This window comes from Dactylosporangium sp. NBC_01737, assembly GCF_035963215.1.
Classification (GTDB): domain Bacteria; phylum Actinomycetota; class Actinomycetes; order Mycobacteriales; family Micromonosporaceae; genus Dactylosporangium.
The window spans coordinates 1198801-1222064 of sequence record NZ_CP109153.1 but is presented as its reverse complement, the minus strand read 5'-3'; the positions used below and the strand labels follow the sequence as shown (position 1 = coordinate 1222064).

General features: G+C 70.8%; 20 protein-coding genes and 1 pseudogene. 9 read left to right on the top strand and 12 right to left on the bottom strand.

The annotated features are described in order from the left end of the window. Positions 1–37 precede the first annotated feature (37 nt). On the top strand, positions 38–1900 hold the full coding sequence (locus OHA72_RS05505) for a glycosyltransferase family protein (protein WP_327006755.1): 1863 nt from the start codon (positions 38–40) through the stop codon (positions 1898–1900). Between the two features lie 59 nt (positions 1901–1959). On the opposite strand, the gene OHA72_RS05500 is transcribed toward OHA72_RS05505, so the two are convergent. The 3 genes from OHA72_RS05500 to OHA72_RS05490 are packed head-to-tail and all read right to left on the bottom strand — an operon-like array spanning position 1960 to position 6387. After that, positions 1960–3471, bottom strand: coding sequence for a hypothetical protein (locus OHA72_RS05500; RefSeq protein WP_327006754.1), 1512 nt, complete (start codon positions 3469–3471; stop codon positions 1960–1962). After that, positions 3468–4436, bottom strand: a complete 969-nt coding sequence (locus OHA72_RS05495) for a glycosyltransferase family 2 protein (protein ID WP_327006753.1) — start codon at positions 4434–4436, stop codon at positions 3468–3470. Before OHA72_RS05495 ends, OHA72_RS05500 begins: the two co-directional genes overlap by 4 nt. Positions 4437–4461: 25 nt before the next feature. After that, positions 4462–6387, bottom strand: a complete 1926-nt coding sequence (locus tag OHA72_RS05490; RefSeq protein ID WP_327006752.1) for a hypothetical protein — start codon at positions 6385–6387, stop codon at positions 4462–4464. A gap of 162 nt (positions 6388–6549) precedes the next feature. Between OHA72_RS05490 and OHA72_RS05485 the strand changes: the two genes are divergently transcribed. Continuing rightward, entirely contained in the window at positions 6550–7698 is a 1149-nt protein-coding gene (locus tag OHA72_RS05485) for an LCP family protein (protein ID WP_327006751.1), read from the top strand. A 290-nt stretch (positions 7699–7988) separates the two neighbouring features. On the opposite strand, the gene OHA72_RS05480 is transcribed toward OHA72_RS05485, so the two are convergent. Beyond that, positions 7989–8849: an RNA polymerase sigma factor SigF gene (locus OHA72_RS05480; RefSeq protein WP_327006750.1), complete on the bottom strand. Its 861-nt coding sequence runs from the start codon at positions 8847–8849 to the stop codon at positions 7989–7991. Between the two features lie 517 nt (positions 8850–9366). Between OHA72_RS05480 and OHA72_RS05475 the strand changes: the two genes are divergently transcribed. Continuing rightward, positions 9367–9570, top strand: a complete 204-nt coding sequence (locus OHA72_RS05475; RefSeq protein WP_033363591.1) for a cold-shock protein — start codon at positions 9367–9369, stop codon at positions 9568–9570. Between the two features lie 224 nt (positions 9571–9794). On the opposite strand, the gene OHA72_RS05470 is transcribed toward OHA72_RS05475, so the two are convergent. The 4 genes from OHA72_RS05470 to OHA72_RS05455 all read right to left on the bottom strand — a co-directional run bounded on the left by OHA72_RS05470 (position 9795) and on the right by OHA72_RS05455 (position 11122). Continuing rightward, positions 9795–10070: a hypothetical protein gene (locus OHA72_RS05470; RefSeq protein ID WP_327006749.1), complete on the bottom strand. Its 276-nt coding sequence runs from the start codon at positions 10068–10070 to the stop codon at positions 9795–9797. Between the two features lie 78 nt (positions 10071–10148). Next, positions 10149–10460, bottom strand: coding sequence for an STAS domain-containing protein (locus OHA72_RS05465; RefSeq protein WP_327006748.1), 312 nt, complete (start codon positions 10458–10460; stop codon positions 10149–10151). Next, positions 10457–10813 carry an ATP-binding protein gene (locus OHA72_RS05460; RefSeq protein ID WP_327006747.1) on the bottom strand — a complete coding sequence of 119 codons (357 nt, stop codon included), beginning with the start codon at positions 10811–10813 and terminating at the stop codon, positions 10457–10459. The genes OHA72_RS05465 and OHA72_RS05460 overlap by 4 nt, the downstream gene beginning before the upstream one ends. 45 nt (positions 10814–10858) lie before the next feature. Next, complete coding sequence (locus tag OHA72_RS05455; protein WP_327006746.1) at positions 10859–11122, bottom strand: hypothetical protein; 264 nt, start codon at positions 11120–11122, stop codon at positions 10859–10861. A 332-nt stretch (positions 11123–11454) separates the two neighbouring features. Between OHA72_RS05455 and rho the strand changes: the two are divergent. Continuing rightward, a pseudogene (gene rho, locus OHA72_RS05450) lies at positions 11455–12642 on the top strand (transcription termination factor Rho); the annotation flags it as partial. Between the two features lie 163 nt (positions 12643–12805). On the opposite strand, the gene OHA72_RS05445 reads toward rho, so the two are convergent. Together OHA72_RS05445 and OHA72_RS05440 are read right to left on the bottom strand one after the other, a co-directional pair. Next, positions 12806–13675 (bottom strand): DUF2207 family protein, encoded by an 870-nt coding sequence (locus tag OHA72_RS05445; protein WP_327006744.1) that lies wholly within the window; start codon positions 13673–13675, stop codon positions 12806–12808. A 39-nt stretch (positions 13676–13714) separates the two neighbouring features. Further along, entirely contained in the window at positions 13715–14659 is a 945-nt protein-coding gene (locus OHA72_RS05440; RefSeq protein WP_327006743.1) for a zinc-binding alcohol dehydrogenase family protein, read from the bottom strand. A 120-nt stretch (positions 14660–14779) separates the two neighbouring features. Here OHA72_RS05440 and OHA72_RS05435 point away from each other — a divergent pair, with 120 nt between their 5' ends. Both OHA72_RS05435 and OHA72_RS05430 read left to right on the top strand, forming a co-directional pair. Continuing rightward, positions 14780–15115, top strand: a complete 336-nt coding sequence (locus OHA72_RS05435) for a winged helix-turn-helix transcriptional regulator (protein ID WP_327006742.1) — start codon at positions 14780–14782, stop codon at positions 15113–15115. Continuing rightward, positions 15112–15684 carry a class I SAM-dependent methyltransferase gene (locus tag OHA72_RS05430; protein ID WP_327006741.1) on the top strand — a complete coding sequence of 191 codons (573 nt, stop codon included), beginning with the start codon at positions 15112–15114 and terminating at the stop codon, positions 15682–15684. Before OHA72_RS05435 ends, OHA72_RS05430 begins: the two co-directional genes overlap by 4 nt. Before the next feature lie 398 nt (positions 15685–16082). Here OHA72_RS05430 and OHA72_RS05425 read toward each other — a convergent pair whose 3' ends face one another. Beyond that, positions 16083–18674: a Tex family protein gene (locus tag OHA72_RS05425; RefSeq protein ID WP_327006740.1), complete on the bottom strand. Its 2592-nt coding sequence runs from the start codon at positions 18672–18674 to the stop codon at positions 16083–16085. A 177-nt stretch (positions 18675–18851) separates the two neighbouring features. Here OHA72_RS05425 and OHA72_RS05420 point away from each other — a divergent pair, with 177 nt between their 5' ends. After that, entirely contained in the window at positions 18852–20636 is a 1785-nt protein-coding gene (locus OHA72_RS05420) for a sigma-70 family RNA polymerase sigma factor (protein WP_327006739.1), read from the top strand. A 2-nt stretch (positions 20637–20638) separates the two neighbouring features. After that, positions 20639–21025, top strand: a complete 387-nt coding sequence (locus OHA72_RS05415; RefSeq protein WP_327006738.1) for a hypothetical protein — start codon at positions 20639–20641, stop codon at positions 21023–21025. Here OHA72_RS05415 and OHA72_RS05410 read toward each other — a convergent pair. Beyond that, positions 20995–22230 carry an MFS transporter gene (locus OHA72_RS05410; protein WP_327006737.1) on the bottom strand — a complete coding sequence of 412 codons (1236 nt, stop codon included), beginning with the start codon at positions 22228–22230 and terminating at the stop codon, positions 20995–20997. The two genes, OHA72_RS05415 and OHA72_RS05410, sit on opposite strands and share 31 nt — an antisense overlap. 85 nt (positions 22231–22315) lie before the next feature. Here OHA72_RS05410 and OHA72_RS05405 point away from each other — a divergent pair, with 85 nt between their 5' ends. Beyond that, the gene (locus OHA72_RS05405; RefSeq protein WP_327006736.1) at positions 22316–23263 is read left to right on the top strand and encodes a TIGR03557 family F420-dependent LLM class oxidoreductase; all 948 of its coding nucleotides are present in this window, start codon (positions 22316–22318) and stop codon (positions 23261–23263) included. Position 23264 lies beyond the last annotated feature (1 nt).

The following is a 23264-nucleotide window of genomic DNA, read 5'->3' as shown; positions in this document are numbered from 1 at the left end:
GTGCGGCGGCGTCACGACCGTCGGGTAGCTTGACCCGGTGATCGTGGTGCCGCTGCTCACGTTTCTGGCTGTCGCGTGCCTGTGCCTGCCCCGCGACGGCGGGATCCGGCTCGCGCTGCTGCGCGCCGCGGTCATCGTCGGCGGCGCCGCGTGCCTCGCCGTCGAGGCGCTGTCGGCGGCCCACGCGCTGCACCGGCCCGTGGTCATCACCTGCTGGGTCCTCGCGCTGCTGATCACCGGCGGGTTCGCGGTCCGCTCGTCCCGCCGCCCGGTCCTGGACCTGCGGGCCCGGTGGGCGTCGCTCGCCGCCGTGGAGCGGCTGATGGTGGCCGTGCTCGCCGGGCTCTTCCTGCTCGACCTGGTCGTCGCCCTCATCGCCCCACCCAACAACTTCGACTCCCAGACCTACCACCTGCCGAAGATCGAGCACTGGGTCCAGCAGGGCGACGTCAGCTTCTACCCGACCGTCATCGACCGGCAGCTGGCGATGGCGCCGGGCGCGGAGTTCCTCCTGCTGCACCTGCGCGTGCTCACCGGCGGCGACGGCGCCTACAACCTGATCCAGCTCGCCGCCGGCGTCGGCGCGGTCCTCGCCGCCTCCCGCATCGCCGGCCAGCTCGGCGGCGGCACCAGGGCGCAGCTGGTCACCGCGCTCATCGTCGGCTCCACACCGATGGTGGTGCTCCAGGCGACCAGCACCCAGACCGACCTGGTCGTCGCGCTGTGGGTCGCCTGCGTCGCGACCTTCACCCTCGACGGGCTGCACGCCCGCTCCGGCGCCTTCGACATCCTGCTGATCGGCACCGCGGCCGGGCTGACGCTGCTGACGAAGGCGACCGGGCTGCTCGCGGCCGGGCTGCTGCTCGCGGTCTGGACCGTCGCGCAGCTGCGCCTGGCCAGGTGGCGGGGCGTGCCCGGCGCGGTCGCGGTCGGCGCGCTGATGCTGCTGCTCGCAGGGCCCAACCTCCTGCGGGTCCAGGACACCTACGACAACCCGCTCGGCCCGGCGCACCTGCGCGAGTCCATCTCCATGCAGCGGCACGACCCGGCGGCGGTCCTCATCAACGCGCTGCGCGTCGCGGAGACCGCACTGCAGACGCCGGTCGGGCCGGTGAACGACGCGATCGCCGCCGGGATCATCGGCCTGGCCGGCGTCCTCGGCGTGGATCCGCAGAGCCGGGACATCACGTACTGGAACGAGGAGTTCCCCTACCTGTCGTGGCCGCCGGACGAGGACCGGGTGTCGCTGCCCGCGCAGGGCGTGCTGGTCCTGCTCGGCGCGCTGCTCCTGCTGTTCCGCAAGGACACCCGGCTCTACGCCGCCGTGTTCTGGGTGGCGGTCCTCGTGTACGTCGTCACCGTGAAATGGCAGCCGTGGGGCAACCGGCTCATCGTCTTCCTGCTGGTGCTGGGCGCGCCCCTGGCGGGGCTGTGGATCGCGGGGCTCACCGGACGGCGCATCGCCACCTGGGCCACCACCGGCGCGCTCGCGGTCGGGGTCGCCGCGGGCGGGTTCGCGGTCGCCTACGGCTGGCCGCGGCGCCTCGTCGGGCACGGGTCGGTCTTCACGACCTCACAGCTGGATCAGCGGTTCATCCGTGAGCCCGGCCGGCAGCGCGACTACGAGTGGGCGGCGGACGCGGTCCGGGCGTCGGGGGCGCGGCGGGTCGGGCTCGTGCAGGGGTACAACACGTGGGAGTACCCCTGGTGGATCCTGCTGCCGGGCACGCGGATCGACTCGCTGCAGTCGCTGCAGCCGGGCCTGACCCCGCCGGGCGCCGCCGAGCTGGACGCGGTGCTGTGCGTGAAGCCGCCGCACGACTGCGAGTTCTACCTGCTGCCGACGTGGACCGTGCACCGCCGCAACGACGTGGCCTACGCGCTCGCGCCGCTTTCCTGACGGGGCCGGGTTACCACTACGCGGTCGTACCGCTTTTCTGACCGAGGCCGGGCTGCCGCTTATGCGGTCGCGCCTTGGCGGCCCGCGGCCGGCTCGGTCGACGGGCTCTGGCCCGGCACGACCGCCGACGGCTCCGCGCGCTGCCGGGAGCGGACCTCGCCGGCGAGCAGCACCAGCCAGATCGCGCCGTTGGTGCCGCCGATGACCCAGTCCTCGGTCATGATCGTCGGTACCGCCGCGGCGGCGCCGACCGTGAACCACACCGCCGGCTGCGCCACGTCCGGGCGGCGGAGGATCACCGCGTACCAGAGGCCGCGCAGCGCGTGCCACAGCAGCAGTGCGACACCGATCAGGAAGCCGATCGCGCCGAGCACACCACCGCGGCGGAACGCGCCGACGGCGGCGTTGTCGGTGTTCAGGTCGCGGCGCGGGCCCTCCTTCGGGGCGCCGTCGTTGTCGCGGTGCACGACGGCCCGCGACGTGCGGGCGTCGCCGAACGTCTTCTCCGCCCAGCCGGCGTGCTGCCAGTCGACCCAGACCTGACGCCACGTGTCGGTGCGCCCGCTGGTGACGTCGGAGCCACCGTCGGTGAACCGGTCGCGGAACAGGAAGGTGCTGCCGCCGCCGATGGTGAAGACCGCCGCGAGGACCACGAACGGCATGGCGACCGCGACCCATCGGGCCCGGCCACGCTCCTCGGCAGGGCCCTTCGGCAGCAGCACCACGACGGCGTGCGCGAGGGCGGCCGCGGCCGCGAACACGAACCCGGTCCGCGAGTCGCTGATCGACAGCACCAGCGCGGCGGTCACGGCGACGCCGAGGCGCTGCCACGCGGCGAACGCCCGGTCGAACCCGACCCGCACCGCGGCGATGACGACCAGGCCGGCCAGGGAGTTGGGGTGGTAGAACACACCCGTCCCGCCCCAGAACCGGTTGCGCATCACCCGGGCCGACGCGCTGTCCGGGATCGCGTGCAGCTCGTCGAAGAGGCTGCCGGCGCCGAAGTACAGCAGCGCGCCGATGCCGACCAGGATCGCCGCGGCCATGCCGATGCTGAGATCCTTGCGCCGGTCCCTGCCGGTGACCGCGACGACGGCGAGGACCGCGAGGGTGAACACGCCGAGGTAGGCCAGGCGCTGCGCGGCCACGGTGAGGTGGCCGGAGCGCATGACGAACAGCGCGCCGAGCACGCCGAACACCCAGTAGGACAGGCCGAGCCAGGCGCCGCCGAGCGCCGGCAGCTCCCGCAGGTTGCGCAGCCACGGCCGGCTCCACACAGCGAAGACGACGACCTCGACACCCAGCACCGCCCAGATGACGATCGGGCGCTGGGTCGAGGTCCAGGTGAGGACGCCGGCGAGGGTGAAGAGCCCGCCGATGACCACGCCGCGCAGCGTGCTGCCGCGCAGGCTCACCGCCAGGCCGGCGACGCCGCACGCGATGACCGCACCCGCGAACGCCTCCGCCGACTCGCTGAGGCTGCCGGTCCGGCCGTGCTCCAGGACGGCCGCGAGGATCGCCAGGACCACCGCGGCGGCCGCGCCGGCGGTGATCGCGGTGCGCCGGGTCATCGGGCGCTGGCCGGCAGCTGCTTCTTGCCCTTGCGCCTGCTGCGGCTCAGGAAGAAGTCGCGCACCACCCGCCGGGGACCGGCCGGGACCAGCCACACCTGCAGGAACGTCACATAGTCCGTCACGCTGGGCTTGCCGTGCCGGCGGGCCTCGCCGAGCAGGTCGAAGAAGACCCGCGGGCTGCGGCTCGCGGCGGCCATCGAGCCGACCACGCTCATCGCGAGCGCGGCGTAGGCCCGGGGCGTCACCCGCGGCCGGGTCTCGCGCAGCCAGTCCAGCGACTGCTTCCACGGCGCGTCGAAGCTGATCCGGGGCCGGTTCTCGTCGGCATACCAGATGACCAGGGGCTCCTCGGCGTAGATCAGGTCGACGCCGTCCTCCTGGAGGCTGCGCAGCGTCCAGTCGAGCTCCTGCAGGCGGCGCAGGCCGTCGGCGAAGGGCACCTTCCGCAGCAGCGCCGTCGGCGCCATGATCGTGGAGGTCTGGATGAACCCGTCACCGTGGAACAGCCCGTGCCGCACGGCCAGGTATTCGCTGATCGGCTCGCCCGGCGCCGGCACGCGGCGCGGCATGATCAGCTCGGCCCGCGGCGTGCGCATGTAGAGGCGGCTGCCCACGATCGGCAGCGGCACCCCGGACGCCTTGGCCCGCGTCAGCTGGGTCTCGAGCTTCTCCGGCAGCCACTCGTCGTCGTCGTCGAGGAACGCGACCCACTCGGCGATGGCGACGTCGACGCCGTGGTTGCGCGCGGCGGGCGCCCCACCGGACGTCTCGCGCTCGACCCAGCGGACCCGCTCGTCGCCGATCTCGCCGAGGGCTGCAACCGTCGCGGCGTCGGGTCCGTCAATGATGACGACGACCTCGATCTCCTGCAGCGTCTGCGCCAGTGCGCTGCGCACGGCCCGCACCACGAGCTCGGGCCGGTTGCGCGTCGGGATGACGACGCTCACCACGGGTGTTTGCACAGTGACCAATCCGTCTCGGCGATCCTTAAGGGTTCGCTGGCGTAGCGTACACGAGCTGCACTTTTGCCGGATACTTCGCGGCGAGCAGGCGCGCGGCCTCGATGTTCGACGGTGCAGCCGGATCACCGAAGGCTACCGGCAGCGGCTGGCCGGGGCGCACCGCGGGGCGGCTCGGGCGCTGCGTGTCCACAACGAGCAGGCTGGCCGCCGGGTCGTGCAGGAACAAGCGCACGGTCACGGGGCTGTTCGCTACCAAACGATCCAGGTCCTCCATGGTGCCGCCCTTGCCGTTCGGGTACAGCAGGCCGGACCAGCCGGGGAACTGGCGGTACTGCCCCTGCAGGGCGGCGGCACCGAGCGTGGCCGACCAGTTGCGCCACGGGCTGCCCATCAGGTCGACGTTCACCGCGCTGCCGCCGTCCGGGAACATCCTGGCCATCAGCAGCGCGTCGCGGGCCGCCTCCGGGGAGCCGCGGTCCCGGCCGAGCGCGAGTTTCACCCCGGGCGCGACCGGCGTGGTGTGCCACTCGCCGCCGGCGACCAGCATGAACAGCGCGACCGGCACCGCGACCACGGCGGTCCGCTTCCACTGGAACCTGGCCAGCCCACCCAGCGTGCACAGCGCGACCACGATCAGCAGGTGCAGCAGCTTGTCGAAGTAGTAGACCGGCCGGCCGAGGGTGGCGATCTGGTACGTCCCGAGGCCGACAGCCATGAGACCGGCGGTGGCGAGCGCGAATCCGGCGGCCCGCAGCCGCGGGCTCCTCCTGTGCAGGACTGCCACTGCCGCGAGGGCCACCAGCAGTGCCGTCGCCGGCCGGTCCACGACCCTGGCGGTGCCGTTGAGCAGCAGTTGGCCGCCGCTGGAGGCCTGCGCGGCGGTCAGCGGGCCGATTGCGGCGAGGACGCCGACGGCCACCGCGCACGCCCAAGCCCACCAGTGCCGCCACAGCCGGGCGCGGACCGCCCACAGCGCGGCGACGATCCCGGCGTAGGGCAGGAACAGCGAATAGGTGAACGAGACGCCGACCAGCAGCAGCGCGACGGTCGCCGTCTGCTCGCCGAGGCGGGTCAGCGGGCGGGCGACCAGCGCGGTCAGTACCGCGGCGCAGGCGAGACCGGCGAGCTCGTTGGGGTAGCCGCGGGACAGCACGGTCACCGGGTCGCCCAGGACCAGCCAGGCGGCGACCAGCCCGAGCACCGGGAGCAGGCGGGCGGTGGTGGCGCCGGGCCCGGCGATGCGGCGGGCCGCCCACAGGATCGCCAGCGCCAGCAGCAGGTAGGTGCCGACGAGCAGCCACACCATCACGTCGACGGCGGTCGCGGGCGCGGCGTTGTGCGCCGAGGAGCGCACGAACCGGTCCAGCACCGCATAGCTGAAGTGCAGGCCCTGGGGGTAGTTGGCGATGCCGGTCAGCTCGGCGTCCGGCACGAACGGGCGCAGCGCCTCCGGCCGCATGAACAGGTAGCCGCCGGTGCGGCCGATGACGTCGAACAGCAGATAGTGCCGGGCGATGTCCTCGCCGGCCAGGGGCAGGCCGAGACGGCCGCCGAGGTCGCGGACCACATACGGGACGAGCGCCACCACCGCCACCCCGCCGGCGGCGAGTGCGAGGAGTGCATCTTTGCGCATTTTGGGTATTTCGATCTTTTCGGGCATTCGTTTGGTGGCCGCGGCGATGAGGACGAGCGCCGTGAGCGCGACGCCGGCGATCAGTGTCGGGTGCAGGTGGCCCGGCCACAGCGTGATCGCGAGCCCGAAGACGCAGGCCGCGCCGAACAGCTGGGCGGCCGCGACCACGACCCGGTCGACCAGCGTGACCGCGCCCCGCTGGACTGCCGCGGTGCCCGCGAGGATCAGCACCGGCAGGACGAAGTCCAACCCCAGCGGATGCGTCGCCAACGGGACCAGCCAGGCCAGGGCGAGCGCCACCGCCGTTTTCCGGATCACCAACACGCTCCGTATTCATCGGGGCCACCGGCGATGCAACGTCGCCGCCGGGACGTGACGATATCGCGTTGTCCAGGTACGGTGCAGAAGGCTTCCGGGGCCGGCCTTCATGACGGAAGGTGATTGCCGAATACGGGGAGTGGCGGGGAGTTGGCGAAGGGCGTGGCGCGGCGAAAGGGTCGCGGCCGGCGGGATCCACTGTGGGCGCGGATCCTCGTGATCGCGGGTGCGCTGCTGATGATCAGCGCGGGCACGACATTCGTGCTCAAGGACGTCGTCTTCGGCTATGCGACCCGCAGCGTCAACAAGGAAAACCTGCTCGGGACCGAGGGCGGCAAGCACGCCTCGGTCAGCGGCGCGAAGAACATCCTGCTCATCGGCATCGACCCGCGGCCGAACCAGGACCCGACCGAGGCCATCCGCTCGGACTCGATCCTCATCCTGCACATCCCCGCCAGCCACGACATGGCCTTCCTGATCTCCATCCCGCGGGACACCTGGGTCGCGATCCCGAAGTACAGCAACGGCAAGCGCACCTACGGCGGCGGCAAGGGCAAGATCAACGGCGCGTTCGCCGAGGGCGGCTTCGGCCTCACCGGCAAGGACCAGCGCAAGCACGGCACCACCCTGCTCGCCGCCACCATCAAGCAGAACTGGGGCATCACCTTCGACGCGGCCGCGATCGTCGACTTCGTCGGCTTCCAGGACGTCGTGCGGGTCCTCGGCGGCGTCGACATGTATGTCGACCAGCGCACCGTCTCGGTCCACATCGGCCACGACGCCAAGGGCAACACGAAGGTCCCCTTCGAGCAGCGCGACGACCCCAACGGCGGCACCATCCTCATCCCGATCAAGGGCGTCACCCCCAAGGTGTACGAGGTGGGCCAGCAGCACCTGGCCGCCTGGGAGGCGCTGGACTTCGTCCGCCAGCGCGAGACCCTGCCCAAGAGCGACTACGACCGCCAGCGGCACCAGCAGCAGTTCATCAAGGCCCTGCTGAAGAAGATCGCCAGCAAAGAGGTCATCGGCAGCCCCGGCACCCTCAACAAGGTCCTCGAGGTCATCGGCCGTGCCATGACCATCGACACCGGCAAGATCGGGCTGGACGACTGGATCTTCGCGATGCGCGGCATCGACGGCGACCGGATGCTGACGTTGAAGACCAACGACGGCGGCTTCCACGCCTCCCCGGAGAATCCGGGCGCCGAGGCGCTCGACCAGACGACGCTGGACCTGTTGAGCGCCGTGCGGACGAAGACGGTGCCGGCGTTCGTCGCCTCCAACCCGAACATCGTCAGCTCCAGCAGCTGAGTCTGCCGTTCGCTGCTTCCCGCCGGTGTCGGTTGAGGCTGCGCGGAATGGTGGCGCGGCGCTGGATCGTGTGGGGCGCGGTGCGTATCCATGGGAACTGCCCGCCGCCCGTGGCGTGACGATGTCGGGGAGTTGCGCGAGTCCGGACACACGACGTTGATCCGGCGAATCGGGCACATGGTGCATTGACCGCGGTCTGTACGGCGACGGTTGCCTATGGCTGGATGCGCGACAGCCCGAAGGGGCGGCTCGCCATTCCTTCGGGCTGTCGGCAAAGCGTACGGCGGTGACTACTCGACGATGGCGCTGAGCTCCTCGCGCAGCGTGCGCAATGCGCCCGCCAGCAGTCGGGACACGTGCATCTGGGAGATGCCGAGCTGCGCGGCGATCTGCGACTGGGTCAGGTTGCCGTGGAACCGCATCGCGATGATCTTCTGCTCGCGTTCGGGCAGCTTGGCCAGGATCGGGCGGAGGGACTCCCGGTTCTCCACGTTGGCCATGTCGGGGTCCTCGCCGCCGAGCAGGTCACCCAGGCCGGTCGCGCCCGGCTCGGCGCTGTCGCCGGCGGGAGCGTCCAGCGACAGCGCGCGGTACGCCTGGCCGCAGTCGAGGCCCTCGATGACCTCCTCCTCGCTGACGCCGAGGCGGGCGGCGAGGTCGGCGACGGTCGGGGAGCGGCCCAGGTCCTGGGCGAGGTCACCGGAGATCTTGGAGATCTCGAGGCGGAGTTCCTGCAGGCGGCGGGGCACGCGCACGTCCCAGCCCTTGTCGCGGAAGTGCCGCTTGAGCTCCCCGACGATCATTGGGATGGCGTAGCTGGTGAACGCGGCGCCGCGGGACGGGTCGTAGCCGTCGACGGACTTGATGAGGCCGAGGTTGGCGACCTGGACGAGGTCGTCGAACTGCTCGCCGCGGTTGCGGAAGCGCCGGGCGAGATACTCGGCCAGGGGGATGTACAGCTCGATGAGCCGGGCCCGGACGCGGTCGCGGTCGGCGCCGGCGGGCAGGTCGCCGAGCAGGGACAGCAGCGCCTTGGCCTGCGCGTCGTTGGCTCGGGTGCTGCTGCTCTCGGTCGGGGTCTCGTGGCTCCTGGCGATGGCGCGGGTGACGTCGTGGGAGGCCGGAGCGGAGGCGGAGACAGAGATCGTCATTGGGAATGACCCTTCTGGTGCGTGACCGGAACGGCGGTGACGGCACGGGCTGGAGGGCCGTGCGGAAGGGGTTACGTCACCGTGCCAGGCGGGCGCTGCGCGCACTGAAGCTGGCGCCGGTCGGGAATCGCTCTCGACACCCGTTGTTTGAGTGCCGGTGCAAGACCTGCGAGGTCAGCCGGAGGGCCGGTCCGCCGCTGCTGGACGGGAGCCCTAAATCGTCCGTTCGGACGAGGCGACCGAGGCCGACTGTACTAGAGCGATGCGCCAAACGCGAGATGAGCGCTCCCACGAGGTTGAAGCGGCTCCGTCTATCACTGAACGTGGAGTAGATCAATACGCTGAGTGTGCACAAGGAATGGTTGTGCATTTCAATTCGGTAGTCGATCGGGTCCGTATGCCGATACCGGGGCTGCGTTTTCGCAGCGCGCAGGCTACCGTCTCACCCGTGGCGTGCACCTGATTCAACATTGATCCGTGAGGTGCGGATCGGGGTGTCGTCGCTAAGGAGTTACACGTGGCATCAGGCACGGTGAAGTGGTTCAACTCGGAGAAGGGCTACGGCTTCATCTCGCAGGACAACGGTGGACCCGATGTGTTCGCGCACTACTCGGCGATCCAGGCCACCGGCTACCGCGAGCTGACCGAGGGTCAGAAGGTCGAGTTCGAGATCACTCAGGGCCAGAAGGGGCCTCAGGCCGACAACATCCGTCCGGTCTGACACACCCCCAGTCGTAGGCCGAGACCCGCTTCACGGCCGAAGGAGTATGCAAGCCCCCGTCCGGAGTTTCCGGCGGGGGCTTTGCGGTTCCTGCGGTGCTTGCGGCTCTGGCGGGGCTTTGCGGCTCTGGCGGTGCTTGCGTTCGGTGTGCTTGCGGTTGGCGGTGCTTGCGGTTCGGTGTGCTTGCGCGTTCGGCGTGCTTGCGGCAGGCGGGTCGCCGGGCGTCAGGCCAGCGCGGCCGGGCGGGCGAAGACCTCGGGCGTGCACGACTGGGCATAGGCGTGCCGGATCATCCGCAGCGCCCAGTTCATCCGGGTGGACGCTGTCTCCGGGTGGTCGCCGAACTCGGTGGCGACCCGCGCCACGCAGCCCTGCACGCCCATCCGCCGCAGGGTGGTCGTCACCGCGGCGCGTACGTCGGCGTCCTGGGGGGCCTGCGACATCTGCAACGTGGAGGCGAAGAGGGCTTCGGCGCGGACCGCCTCGAATGTTGATTCCATGATGACCTCCTGCTCGTTGCTCCCTGCTGTGGTCCAGCTAACTCCTGGCCGGGTGCCGAGCTGATGACTGTTCGGTTGCTAAACGGTTAGCCCGAACGTTTCGAGCAGGCCGGTGAGTTGCAGCAGCCGGTGCACGGCGGGGCTGGTGCCGGTGATGCGCAGTTCGCCGTCCACGTCGGCTTGAGCGGCGACGAGCACCTGGATGCCGGTCGAGTCCATGAAGGGCACGCCGGAGAGATCGAGATCGACCCGGGACGGCGCGTACGCACGGATGGCGTCGCGCAGCGACTCGATGAGGGTGGGGGCGCTCGTCATGTCGAGCTCGCCGGTCGCGGTCACCACGACCGTGCCGTCGGCGGAGGGGGAGGCCATCGCGGCGAAAGCGGTCACAGGTGCTTCACCACCCGCAGCAGGAGGCCGTCGCCACCGACGTCGACTGTGTCGGCAAGGGTCGAGACGACCTGGAGGGAGGGCTCCGAGGGCAATAGCGCATCAGGGGCGTCCGGCGGCGACGTGACTTCGATCACGCATGCCTTCTCATCGACCGTAGCGCGGACCTGGAAGGCGACGCCCACCCGAACGTGGGTGATCACGTTGGCCCACGTCTCGGAGACGATCAGGCCGATGTCGGTGCGTTTCTGCTCGTCTACGCCGAGGCCGGCGAGCGCGCCGTCCAGGACGTGCCTGAGGGTGTTCATACGATCGAGATCGCGCGGCAGGTCGACGGTCAGGCGCAGGTCCACATATGGTGTCTTACCGCGTACCGAAGATCGGAAACGCTTTGCAGGTCAGCCCGCGTATGCGAACTCGCGGGTGGCGAGCTCCTGGTAGGCGGCGTCGACCATGCTGAGCGCCCAGCTCATGCGGGCGGCGGCCGTCTCCGGGTATTCGCCGAACTCGCCGGCGACCCGGGCGGCGCAGTCCTTGACGCCGAAGCGGCGCAGGGTCGAGGTGACCGCGGCGCGGACCTGCGCCGCCGACGGCGCCTGCGAGGCCTGCAGTGCGGAGGCGAACAGGGCTTCGGCGCGGACCGTGTCGAACGTGCTGTTCATGTCAACCCCCGAGCTGGTGTGCTTCCTGACACCAATCAGAGTTCCGCCGGGATGGTGCGGGTCGGTCCGCCGCGTGGTTGCCGGAAGGTAGCGTGTCGACTACGGACAGATACTTGCCCTGGACGGCTGGACGAGCTACGGTCAAGCCAGTCCCGCGGAAGTCGGCAGTCTGTCGCCCGGGGACCACCTTTCTCAAACGCGTGTCACGCCCTCTCGCAGGAAGCCAAAGTCACACGCGTTTCGGCCAGTGTCCTCAGGGACACAAGCCATCTCACACGCCAGTCCCGAGGAGGACGCCCATGGCCCCAACCGAAGTGTTGGATCGAAACGCCAAGCAGAATCACCCGGCGAAGCCTCGCCGCACCCGATCTCCGCAGCGCAACCGGGACCACAGCCGCCCCGGTAACCAGCCTCAGCCCCCGGAATCGGGCGAGGCCCGAGACGTCTCCGGCATCGCCGACGTCTTCCGCGACAAGATGGTCCTCCGGGTCGACAGCTACAGCCCCGGCCCCGACGACGTCGCGATCCCCGCCGCCATGGTCCGGCGCTACGGGTTGCGCCACGGCGACGCCATCACCGGCAGCGCCAACGGTTCGACACTCACCCGGCTGGACACCGTGCACGGCAACGACCCCGAGTGGGCCCGTTCCCGGCCGGAGTTCAGCAAGCTCACCGCGCTGTTCCCGCAGGAGCGGCTGCGCCTGGAGACCGGGCCGCGGCAGCTCACCAACCGGCTCATCGACCTGGTCATGCCGATCGGCAAGGGCCAGCGGGCACTCATCGTGTCGCCGCCGAAGGCCGGCAAGACGATGATCCTGCAGTCGCTCGCCAACGCGATCGCGCAGAACAACCCCGAGGTCCACATCATGGTCCTGCTGATCGACGAGCGGCCCGAAGAGGTCACCGAGATGCAGCGGTCCATCCAGGGCGAGGTCATCGCCTCCACGTTCGACCGTCCGCCGTCGGAGCACACCGGCATCGCGGAGCTCGCCATCGAGCGCGCCAAGCGGCTCGTCGAGCTGGGCCACGACGTGGTCCTGCTGCTCGACTCGATCACCCGGCTCGGCCGGGCCTACAACAACTCCGCGCCGGCGTCCGGCCGCATCCTGACCGGCGGCATCGACGCCAACGCGCTCTACCCGCCGAAGCGCCTGCTCGGCGCGGCCCGCAACATCGAAAACGGCGGCTCGCTCACCATCATCGCCTCGGCGCTGGTGGAAACCGGTTCCACCGGTGACACGGTCATCTTCGAGGAGTTCAAGGGCACCGGCAACGCTGAGCTCAAGCTCGACCGCAAGCTCGCCGACCGGCGTGTCTTCCCGGCGATCGACATCGACGCCTCCAGCACCCGCCGCGACGACGTCATCCTGCACCCCGACGAGCTGCTCGCCGTTTCCCGCCTGCGCAAGGCGCTGTCGGCCAGCAACCAGTCGGCGACCGAGCAACTGCTGGACCGGCTGTCGAAGACCCAGTCCAACGCCGAGTTCCTGACCATGCTCCTGCGCGGCAACGCGAGCTGAGCCCCCGTCACGGAAGGTGATGGCGTATACACGATTTGGAGATCAATTTGCTCCTGTCGTGTACGGTGCTAGTAAGCAGGCGCCCGTCACCGGTTCGACGCCGATCGACCGCTTGGCTCTCATGGCTCGACGCTTCGTTGCTCGACGCCTTATCGGGAGCGTGCTATCGGGAGCGTGCTCCCGGAGTCAGGCGGACCAAGGCCTCATCCGCCGACAGGACGCCCAGCGCTGAGGCGTACGCCATCTCACGACCCCACGACGCGACGTCGGCCGGGGCGAGATCGGCCACGCCCTCGAGCGTCGTCAGGTGCTCGCGCAGCGCCAGCCAGCTCTCCGCCGCGGCCACGCCTTCAGGGGTGGTCTGGTCGGCCCAGCCGAAGTCGACCACGAAGTACTGCGCCAGGTAGATGGCGCCGGCACCGATCAGCGCACCGAAGACCTGATCGGGGACCTTCGCGCTGAGCTGGTCGTCCACCCACCACCACGTCACGAACATCAGCACCGCCGGCACGATCGCACCGAACAGCAGGGCGCGCCGCGTCGTCGAGGACAGGCGCGGCAGGCAGAGCCCGCGCGTGCGGGCCTCCTCCAGCACGGCCCGGTAGAAGGTGCGCCGCCACCTGCGGGCCTCGGTCCAGCTGTCGAAGGCCAGGCTGGTCAGCGACGTCTCCCCGTTGACCGACAAGCGGTGCACCCGGTCCAGGATCTGCTGCTCATACGGCGTCAGGCTGCGCCCGTCACCCTTGCGCAGGCGGGCCGTCGTCTGCACCGGCTCCTCGCCGGTCTCCCGCAGCTCCAGGAACCCGCGGGCGGCCAGGTCCAGCAGGGTGCTGTCGATGGCGTCCTCGTCGGAGCGCCACCGGTTGACCATCAGACTGACCACCGCCGGCGGCTCCTGCCCCGGCAGGTCGGCCCGGGTCGGGCCGGGCTCGGGCAGCCGGGGACGGGAGCGCCACAGGCTCACCGTCACCGCGGCGACCCAGACGGCCAGCGTGATGGGCACGCTGAACTCAAGGTACGGAGGCCAGTCCACGACGGTCCTTCCCACGGGGGATGGGGAGACTTCGAGGAATTACTGTAGCGGCTCCGCGACGACCACCTTGCCGACCATATGTCCGTCTTCGACCATTTCGTGGGCCCGCGTGAGCGTTGCGGCGTCGATCGGCGACAGCCGCGTGGCGAGTGTCGAGCGGATCGCGCCCGCGTCGACGAGATCCGCGACCCGGTCCAGCAACTCGTGCTGCGCGATCATGTCCGGCGTCTGGAACAGCGACCGGGTGAACATCAGCTCCCAGTGGAAGCTGATGCTCTTCGCCTTGAGCGGCAACAGATCCAGCCCTTCGGGCTCGTCGATCGCGGTGATCGCGCCACCGGGGCGGAGGATCTCGGCGAACCGTTCGATGCGCCCCGCGGTACGCGGCGAGAAGATGTAATCCACTCCTTCGGGGAGGTCGCGATGGTCCACGACGTCGTGCGCGCCGAGATCCAGAGCCCATTTGCGAGACTCGTCACGTGACGCGGAGCCGATCACGGTCAGCCCCGTCAGCGCCCGCGCGAGCTGGATCACCATCGAGCCGACCCCACCGGCGGCGCCCAGCACCAGCAGCGTGCCCGTCGACCCGGCGTCCAGCCGGAACCGGTCGAACAGCGTCTCCCAGGCCGTGATCGTGGTCAGCGGCATCGCCGCAGCGGCGGCGAAGTCCAGCGACCGCGGCTTGCGACCGACGATCCGCTCGTCGACCAGGTGCAGCCGCGAGTTGCTGCCCGGACGGTCGATGCTGCCCGCGTAGTACACCTCGTCGCCGGGTGCGAACAGGCTCACCTCGCTGCCGACGGTCACCACCACCCCGGCGGCGTCCCAGCCGAGCACCTTGTCCCCGCCACTCCGGCGGACCTTGAAATCCACCGGATTCACCGAAACCGCCCGCACGTGTACCAGCAGATCCCGCGGCCCGGGCGCGGGGACGGGCAGTTCGACGTCTTCGAGTCCGCGCGCCGTGCTGATGACGGCCGCCATGTTCGTTCCCATGCCGACGACGCTACCCAGAGCGCCCTAGTTACCCACAAGGATGATGAGTATCCTGTGGGTACTTAGTGTCTAACGGTTACTGGGTGCCCGTTGGGTACTGTATGGGCCGTGCCAGACGACGTCTACGCGGCCTGCTGCCCGTGCCGCGACATGCTCGACCTGCTCGCCAACAAGTGGAGCGCCCTCGCCCTCGGCGCGCTCGAAGACGGACCCCGGCGCTTCGGCAGCCTGCGCGACCGCCTGCAGGGCATCAGCCCTAAGGTGCTGACCGTCACCCTCCGCAAGCTGGAAGAACATGGACTGGTCACCCGCGAGGTCTTCGCCGAGGTTCCCCTGCGCGTCGAATACGAACTGACCCCACTCGGTCGCGACGCCTGCGCGCCACTCGCACACCTGCGCACCTGGGTCGAATCCAACATCCACCGCTTCCCGGCCGCCGCATGATCATCCCGCTGCTGCCAGAGCTCACCCTCGAACTCGCCGACGAGGACGCGGGCCTGTTCGACGCGACCGACGGCGAGTACCGCAGCGACGCCCCACCGCCGTTCTGGTCCTTCGCGTGGCCGGGCGGCATGGCCCTGGGCCGGTTCCTGCTCGACCAGCCCCTGTTCGTCGCCGGCCGCAGCGTCATGGACCTGGGCACCGGCTCCGGCCTCGTCGCGATCGCCGCCGCCCGCGCCGGCGCGTGCACGGTCACCGCCGTCGACACCGACCCGGCCGCCCTGGCCGCCTGCGCCCGCAACGCCCGCGCCAACGGCGTCGACATCGTGACATCGTCGGTCCCCGTGCCCGCCGAGGTCATCGTCGCCGGCGACGTCTTCTACAGCGGCCCGGTCGCGGAGCGCGTCCTGGGCTTCCTCCGCCGCAGCGGCGCCGAGGTCCTTGTCGGCGACCCGGGCCGCGGCTACCTGCCGACGCGCCTGTTCGAGGCCCTCGCCACGTACGAGGTCCCCGTCCGCGTAAAACTCGAAGACCAGTGCGCGATGCGCACCACAATCTGGCGCCTGCGCTGAACAACGGCCCCGTCCACCCGAACAACGCCCCACCCCGCTGACGGCCGCCCGGTCCGCCGCGCCGAGCCGCCGGCCGCCCGGCCACAGTTGTGTTGAGGTCGGTGAGCGTCCGGTCTGCGGGGCGACGCCCCGATCCGTCGCGCTGAGCGCAGAGTTGCTGAGCAATGGTCCGGTCCGCCGAGCCGCCGGGCGGCGACCCGGCCGCCGAGGCACAGGGTCCGAGTCGCTGAGCGGTAGTCCGGTGTGCTTGCGTTGAGTGGTTGGGCGGTGACGGGGTCGGAGATCAATTAGGTCGGGCCAGGTACGGTGAAGCTAAGCGGTCGACGCCACCGGACGTCACGTGCCGGTGCCGTGATCCGGGGGCGTTGACGTCCTTCCGGATCACGGCGACCTGGCCGCTATTTCTTGTTGAGGCCGTCCAAGCCCTTGTCCAGGCCGGCCCGGCGCAGGGCGTCGGCGAGGGCGCTGTTCTGCAGGCTGCCGCTGTCGCGCTGCCGGCCGCCGCCGCGCGAGTCGCCACCACGGCCCTGGCCGCCGCCCGACCCGCCGCGCTGGCCACCGCCGGCGCCGCCGCCCGACCCGCCACCTGATCCGCCGCGCTGGCCACCGCCACCCTGGCCGCCACCACCGCCGCCACCACCGCCGCCGCCGTGTCCGCCGCCCTGACCGCGCTGGCCACCGCCACCGCTGCCGCCGCCGCTGCCCTGGCCGCCGCGGCCGCCGGGGCCGCGCTGGCCGTTGCCGCCGCCGCTGCGGGGGGCGCCGCCATCGGCGGTCCGGGGGCGGCCGGCGCCGCTGCCGGCTGGGGCGCCCGACTGCTGGGCCTCGTCGTCCAGGCGCAGGGTCAGCGAGATCCGCTTGCGCGGGATGTCGATGTCGAGGACCTTCACCCGCACGATGTCGCCGGGCTTCACGACCTCGCGCGGGTCCTTCACGAACGTGTAGGACAGCGCCGACACGTGCACCAGGCCGTCCTGGTGGACGCCGACGTCGACGAACGCGCCGAAGGCCGCCACGTTCGTGACCACGCCCTCCAGGAGCATGCCGGGGGTGAGGTCGGAGATCTTCTCGACGCCGTCGGCGAAGGTGGCCGTCTTGAACGCGGGGCGCGGGTCGCGGCCCGGCTTCTCCAGCTCCTTGAGGATGTCGGTGACGGTGGGCAGGCCGAACGTGTCGTCGACGAAGTCGGCCGGCTTCAGCTTGGCGAGGGCGGTGCCGTTGCCGATGAGGGTCTTCATGTCGGTGCCGGTCGCGGACAGGATGCGCCGGACCACGGGATACGCCTCGGGGTGCACGCTGGAGGAGTCGAGGGGGTCGTCGCCGTCGGGGATGCGCAGGAAGCCGGCGCACTGCTCGAACGCCTTCGGGCCCAGCCGAGCCACATCCTTGAGTGCCTTGCGCGAGCGGAACGGGCCGTGCGTGTCGCGGTGCGCGACGATCGCGTCGGCGAGGCTGCCGCCGATGCCTGAGACGCGGGTGAGCAGCGGCGCCGAGGCGGTGTTGACGTCGACGCCGACGCCGTTGACGCAGTCCTCGACGACCGCGTCGAGGGAGCGGGACAGCTTCGACTCCGACAGGTCGTGCTGATACTGGCCGACGCCGATGGACTTCGGGTCGATCTTCACCAGCTCCGCGAGGGGGTCCTGCAGTCGGCGGGCGATGGAGACGGCGCCGCGCAGCGACACGTCCATCCCGGGCAGCTCCTGCGAGGCGAACGCGGACGCGGAATACACCGAAGCGCCCGCCTCGGAGACCATCACCTTGGTCACGTTGAGCGCGGGGAACTGCTTGACCAGGTCGGCGGCGAGCTTGTCGGTCTCGCGTGAGGCGGTGCCGTTGCCGATCGAGATGAGCTCGACGTCGTGCTTCTGGCACAGCGCGGCGAGCACGGCCAGGGACTCGTTCCACTTGTTCTGCGGGACGTGCGGATAGATCGTGTGCGTGTCGACGACCTTGCCGGTGGCGTCGACGACGGCGACCTTGACGCCGGTGCGGAAGCCGGGGTCGAGCCCCATCGTGGCGCGGGTGCCGGCCGGGGCGGCGAGCAGCAGGTCGCGCAGGTTGGCGGCGAAGACGCGCACCGCCTCCTCCTCGGCCGCCTGCCACAGTCGCATGCGCAGGTCGATCCCGAGGTGGACGAGGATGCGGGTGCGCCAGGCCCACCTGACGGTGTCGTTGAGCCACTTGTCGCCGGGGCGGCCCTCGTCGCGGATGCCGAACTTCGAGGCGATCGCGGGCTCGTACAGCGACGGGGCGTCGGGATCCTGGGTGGGCTCCAGCACCAGATCCAGCATCTCCTCCTTCTCGCCGCGGAACATCGCGAGGATGCGGTGGGAGGGCAGCTTGGTGAAGGGCTCGCTGAAGTCGAAGTAGTCGGAGAACTTCGCGCCGTCGGACTCCTTGCCGTCGCGCATCTTCGACACGAGCCGGCCCTGCGACCACATCTTCTCGCGCAGCTCGCCGATGAGGTCGGCGTCCTCGGAGAAGCGCTCGACCAGGATGGCCCGCGCCCCGTCGAGGGCCGCGGCGGCGTCGGCGACGCCCTTGTCGGGGTCGACGAAGACGGCGGCGGCGGACAACGGCTCGACCGAAGGGTCGGCGAGCAGCCCGTCGGCGAGCGGCTCGAGGCCGGCCTCGCGGGCGATCATCGCCTTGGTGCGCCGCTTCGGCTTGAAGGGCAGGTAGATGTCCTCCAGGCGAGCCTTGGAGTCCGCGGCCATGATTTGTGCCTGGAGGGCGTCGTCGAGCTTGCCCTGGCTGCGGATCGACTCGAGGATCGCCGTGCGGCGCTCCTCCATCTCCCGCAGGTAGCGCAGGCGCTCCTCCAGGGTGCGCAGCTGGGTGTCGTCGAGCATCTCGGTCGCTTCTTTGCGATACCGGGCGATGAAGGGCACGGTCGCGCCGCCGTCGAGCAGCTCGACCGCGGCGGTCACCTGCCGCTCCCTGACGCCGAGCTCCTCGGCGATCCGCTGCTGAATGGAGGTCGTCACGATCCTGCATTCTGCCCCACCCACCGCGTCCGTCGCGAAGCCAGCGGGACGGTTACACAGAACGGGGACCCAGCGTAGTTTGACCATGAGCCCAACGTGAGCTGCAAAAATTCGAAGAGAAAGCGTTATTGACCCTGAGCTGGTCCGTCTCCTCAATAGTTCGACAGGAGGATGCGGATGGGCACGGCCACGGTGATCGCGGCGCGGGAAGGTGACCAGAGGGCGCTCGACGCCCTGGTTGCCGAGTACCTGCCGCTGATCTACAACATCGTCGGGCGGGCGTTGCAGGGGCACGCCGACGTCGACGACGTGGTCCAGGAGACCATGCTCCGCATCGTCGACGGGCTGCCGCGGCTGCGCGAGCCCGACAGCTTCCGGTCGTGGGCCGTCGCCATCGCGATGCACCAGGTCCGGGACCGGCACCGCAAGCAGACGCAGGCGCCGCTGGTGGGGGACTGGGCCGACCCGACCGACACCGCGGACCCGGGTGCGGACTTCGCCGACCTCGCGATCACCAGGCTGCGGCTGTCCGGGCAGCGGCAGGAGGTCGCGGAGGCGACCCGCTGGCTCGACCACGACGACCGGGAGCTGCTGTCGCTGTGGTGGCTGGAGGCCGCCGGGCAGCTCGAGCGGGAAGAGGTCGTCGAGGCACTGCGGATCACCAAGCAGCACGCCGCGGTGCGGATCCAGCGGATGAAGGCGCAGCTCGACGCGGCCCGCGCGGTCGTGCGGGCCCTGGCGGCGCGGCCCCGCTGCCCGGAGCTGCACGCGATCGTGGTCAGCTGGGACGGGCGGCCGAGCGCGCTGTGGCGCAAGCGGCTGGCCCGGCACACCCGCGAGTGCCAGCGGTGCGACCGGGCGTGGATGGACATGGTCGCCGCAGAGCGCCTGCTGGCCGGCATTTCGCTGGTACCGGTGCCGTTCGTCTTCAGTGCGGCCGCTGCGAAAACGGGAGCGCTGACAGTAGGCGGCGGGGGCCTGAAAGCGCTCATCGCAGGCTGGTTCGGGGCGGCGAAACCCGCCCTGGCCGGCGTCGCCGCGACCGTGGCGATCGCCGGGGCGGCCGGCGCCGTCTACGTGACCACCCAAGGCGAACAGAAGCCGGCGGTGGTGTCCCAGCCGGGCGCGTCGCCGTCCACCGAGCCCTCCAAGGAAGACAAGCCCAGCAGCGCCCCGCCGTCCAGCGCGGCACCCAGCAAGAGCGCGCAGGTGGCGCTGCCCCCGGCGGTGAAGAGCCCGAAGAAGGGTGTCAGCACCAACGGCAAGGTGAACTTCAACCAGGCCGCGGTCAAGGACATGAAGGCCGGCTGGTATTACAACTGGTCCCCGAGCCCCAGCTTCGGCGCGACCAGCGGCGTCGAGTTCGTGCCGATGGTGTGGGGCACGAGCAACGTCGATGCCGACGTGGCCAAGGCCAAGACGAACGGCAAGGTGCTGCTCGGCTTCAACGAGCCGGACCTCAAGGAACAGTCGAACATGAGCCCCGAGCAGGTCCTGGACCTGTGGCCGAAGCTGCAGGCGTCCGGGCTGCGCCTGGGCAGCCCGTCGGTCGCCTACGGCGGCGACACCGCCGGCGGCTGGCTCGACCGGTTCATGAGTGGTGCGAAGTCGCGCGGCTACCGGGTCGACTTCATCGCGCTGCACTGGTACGGCGGCGACTTCGGACCGGACGCGCCGAACCAGCTCAAGCGGTACCTGCAGAACGTCTACAACCGCTACAAGCTGCCCATCTGGCTGACCGAGTACGCGTTGATGCGCTTCGAAGGCGGCACCGTCTACCCGAGCACGGACCAGCAGGTCAGCTTCGTGAAGAGCTCCACGGCGATGCTCGAAGGGCTGTCCTTCGTCGAGCGGTACGCCTGGTTCATCCTGTACAGCTCGAAAGCGGGCGACACCGGTCTCTACAGCAACGGCACCACCCCGACCGGGGTGGGCGCCGCCTATCGCGCAGCAGGAGGATGATCATGGACGCGAGGTCGGGTGGCGCCGCCACACTGCTCGGTGCCCTCAACGACGCCTGTGAGGATTTCCAGCGGTACGGGCAGCAGATCGCCGCCACGCACGGTCCGATGCACTGGGAGCTGATCGGGCGGATCGGCCCGGGCGAGGCGCCGTTCGCGCTCGTCGGGGTCGTGCTGCGGTACGACCGGACCACCGTCGACCTCGGCGTCGACCTGTGGGTGCGCGAGGGCGCGTTCGAGGTCAGCGGCTACGGCACCGTGGACGGCAGGCGGCTGCTGGTCGACCTGCCCGACGTGCTGACCGACGACCTCGACGAGGCGATCGACGTGCTGCGGGAGTACACCCGGCGCCTGTGCTCCTACCGCAACGTGCTCGACGAGGTCGCCTGAAGCACGGTGCGCCGCCGCGTCCGCGTCCGGATCCGCAGATGGACGGCGAGCGCGATCAGGCCCACGACCGCGGTCGCCGCGCCGCAGGTGACGAACGTGGCCGAGGGCCCGACCGCCTGCACCAGCGGCGCGCCCAGCAGCGTGCCCAGCGGGGTCGACACGACGAGGACCGCGCCGCGGGCGGCGAGCACCGGCGGCAGCTGCCCGGCCGGGACCGTGCGCTGGAACAGCGACATGCTGGTCGCCGGGTACGGTGCCCACACCAGCCCGGCGAGCGCGAGCGTGACCATGTGCGCCCACAGCGGCAGCGTCATGCCCAATGGCATGAGCAGCAGCCCGAAGCCGATCACCACGCCGATCGTCGTCGGCCACAGCGGCAGCCGGCGCAGGTGCCCGGTGGCGACCGCGCCGATGACCGCGCCCACGCCGAAGGCCGTGTACAGCAGCCCGACCTCGCTCGCGCTGGACACGAACAGCGGCACCGCGACCGGTACCGGGCCGAACAGCAGGAAGAACCAGAACGTCAGGATCATCAGGCCGAGCAGGTGCGGGTCCCGGCGGATCGCCGCGAAGCCCTCGCTGCGCCCGCGCTCGGCGCCGGGCGCCGTGGCCGGCGTCAGGGCCTTGATCTGCAGGAACGACACGGCGAGGACGGCGAAGGTGGCGGCGTCGACCGCGAGGACGGCCGACGCGCCGAGGAGTGCGATCAGCAGCCCCGCGATCGCGGGACCGGCCACCGTGGAGGCCTCGGCGATGACGGTGAGCAGCGCGTTCGCCGGCAGGTGCAGCGTGGCCGGCAGGACCTGCGCGATGACGGTGTACCGGCCGGCCGACCCCCACGCCGACAGCAGTGCGGAGATGGCGAGCAGCGCCACGTACCGGTCGATCGACAGCCCGCCGCAGGCGGACAGCAGCGCGATGGCGCCGAGGAACACCGCGCGCAGGATGCCGTCCCACGCGGCGAGCTGCGCGCCGCCGTGGTTGCGCAGCAGCGGCCCGAACGCGATCGCGCCGACGGCGCCGGGCAGCGCGTACGCGGCGACGGCGAGCCCCACCCACAGTCCCCGCGCGTGCCCGGGCGCCAGCTGCAGCGCCAGGCACCCGACCGCGACCGCGCTCATGCCGTCGCCCAGCGCCGAGAGCACCAGCCCCGGCAGGACCCGGTTGAACACGGGGTGCCGGATCACCGGTAGATAGGGAGACATCGATTAATTCTCGCCTACGTACTGGGCATTCTCCAAGGATGATCGTCATGCGCGTAACGGCCGCCGCGCGGGGTACCCGGACGCCATGGTGAACTTCGGTTACACACTGATGTGTGAGCAGACCGGGCCCTGCGAACTCGTCGACGACGCGGTGCGCGCGGAAGAGGCCGGGTACGACTTTGCGGCGATCTCGGACCACTACAACCCGTGGCTGGTCGAGCAGGGGCACTCACCGTTCGCATGGTCGGTGCTCGGTGCCGTCGCGTACGCCACCCAGAACCTCGAGCTCATGACCATGGTGACCTGCCCGATCCGCCGCTACCACCCCGCGGTCGTGGCGCAGCAGGCGGCCACGATCGGGGCCATGTCACAGGGCCGGTTCACGCTCGGCCTCGGCGCGGGCGAGAACCTCAACGAGCACGTCGCCGGCACCTGGCCGCACCGCACCCAGCGGCACGAGATGCTCACCGAGGCCCTTGAGATCATCCGGCCGCTGCTGGCCGGCGAGACGGTGCACCACGGCGGCACCTACTTCGACGTGCCCGAGGCACGGCTGTGGGACCGCCCCGACGAGGGCGTCCCCGTGGTCCTTGCGGTGTCCGGCGACGAATCCCTGGCCCTCGCGAAACCGCTGGACGGGACCGTGGCCGTCGCGCCGGACGCCTCCCTGCGCATCCCCGGCAAGCCGGCGTACGGGCAGGTCGCGCTCTGTTACGGCCCGGATGAGTCCGAGTGCCGCAAGCGCGCCCTCGACCAGTGGCGCTGGTTCGGCCTGCAGTGGCCGGTCCTGGCCGAACTGCCCGACCAGCGCGCCTTCGACGCCGCGTCCGCCTTCGTCACCGAGGACGACGTGGCCGCGGCCGTGCCGTGCGGGCCGGACCTGGACCAGCACGTCGCGGCAGTGCGCAGGTACGTCGACGCCGGGTTCACCCACGTCGCGCTGGTCCAGATCGGTGGCGGGCACCAGGAGGAGTTCCTGGCCTGGTCAAGGTCGGAGCTGCTGCCGGCCCTGCACGCAGGGGCCGGGGCGTAGC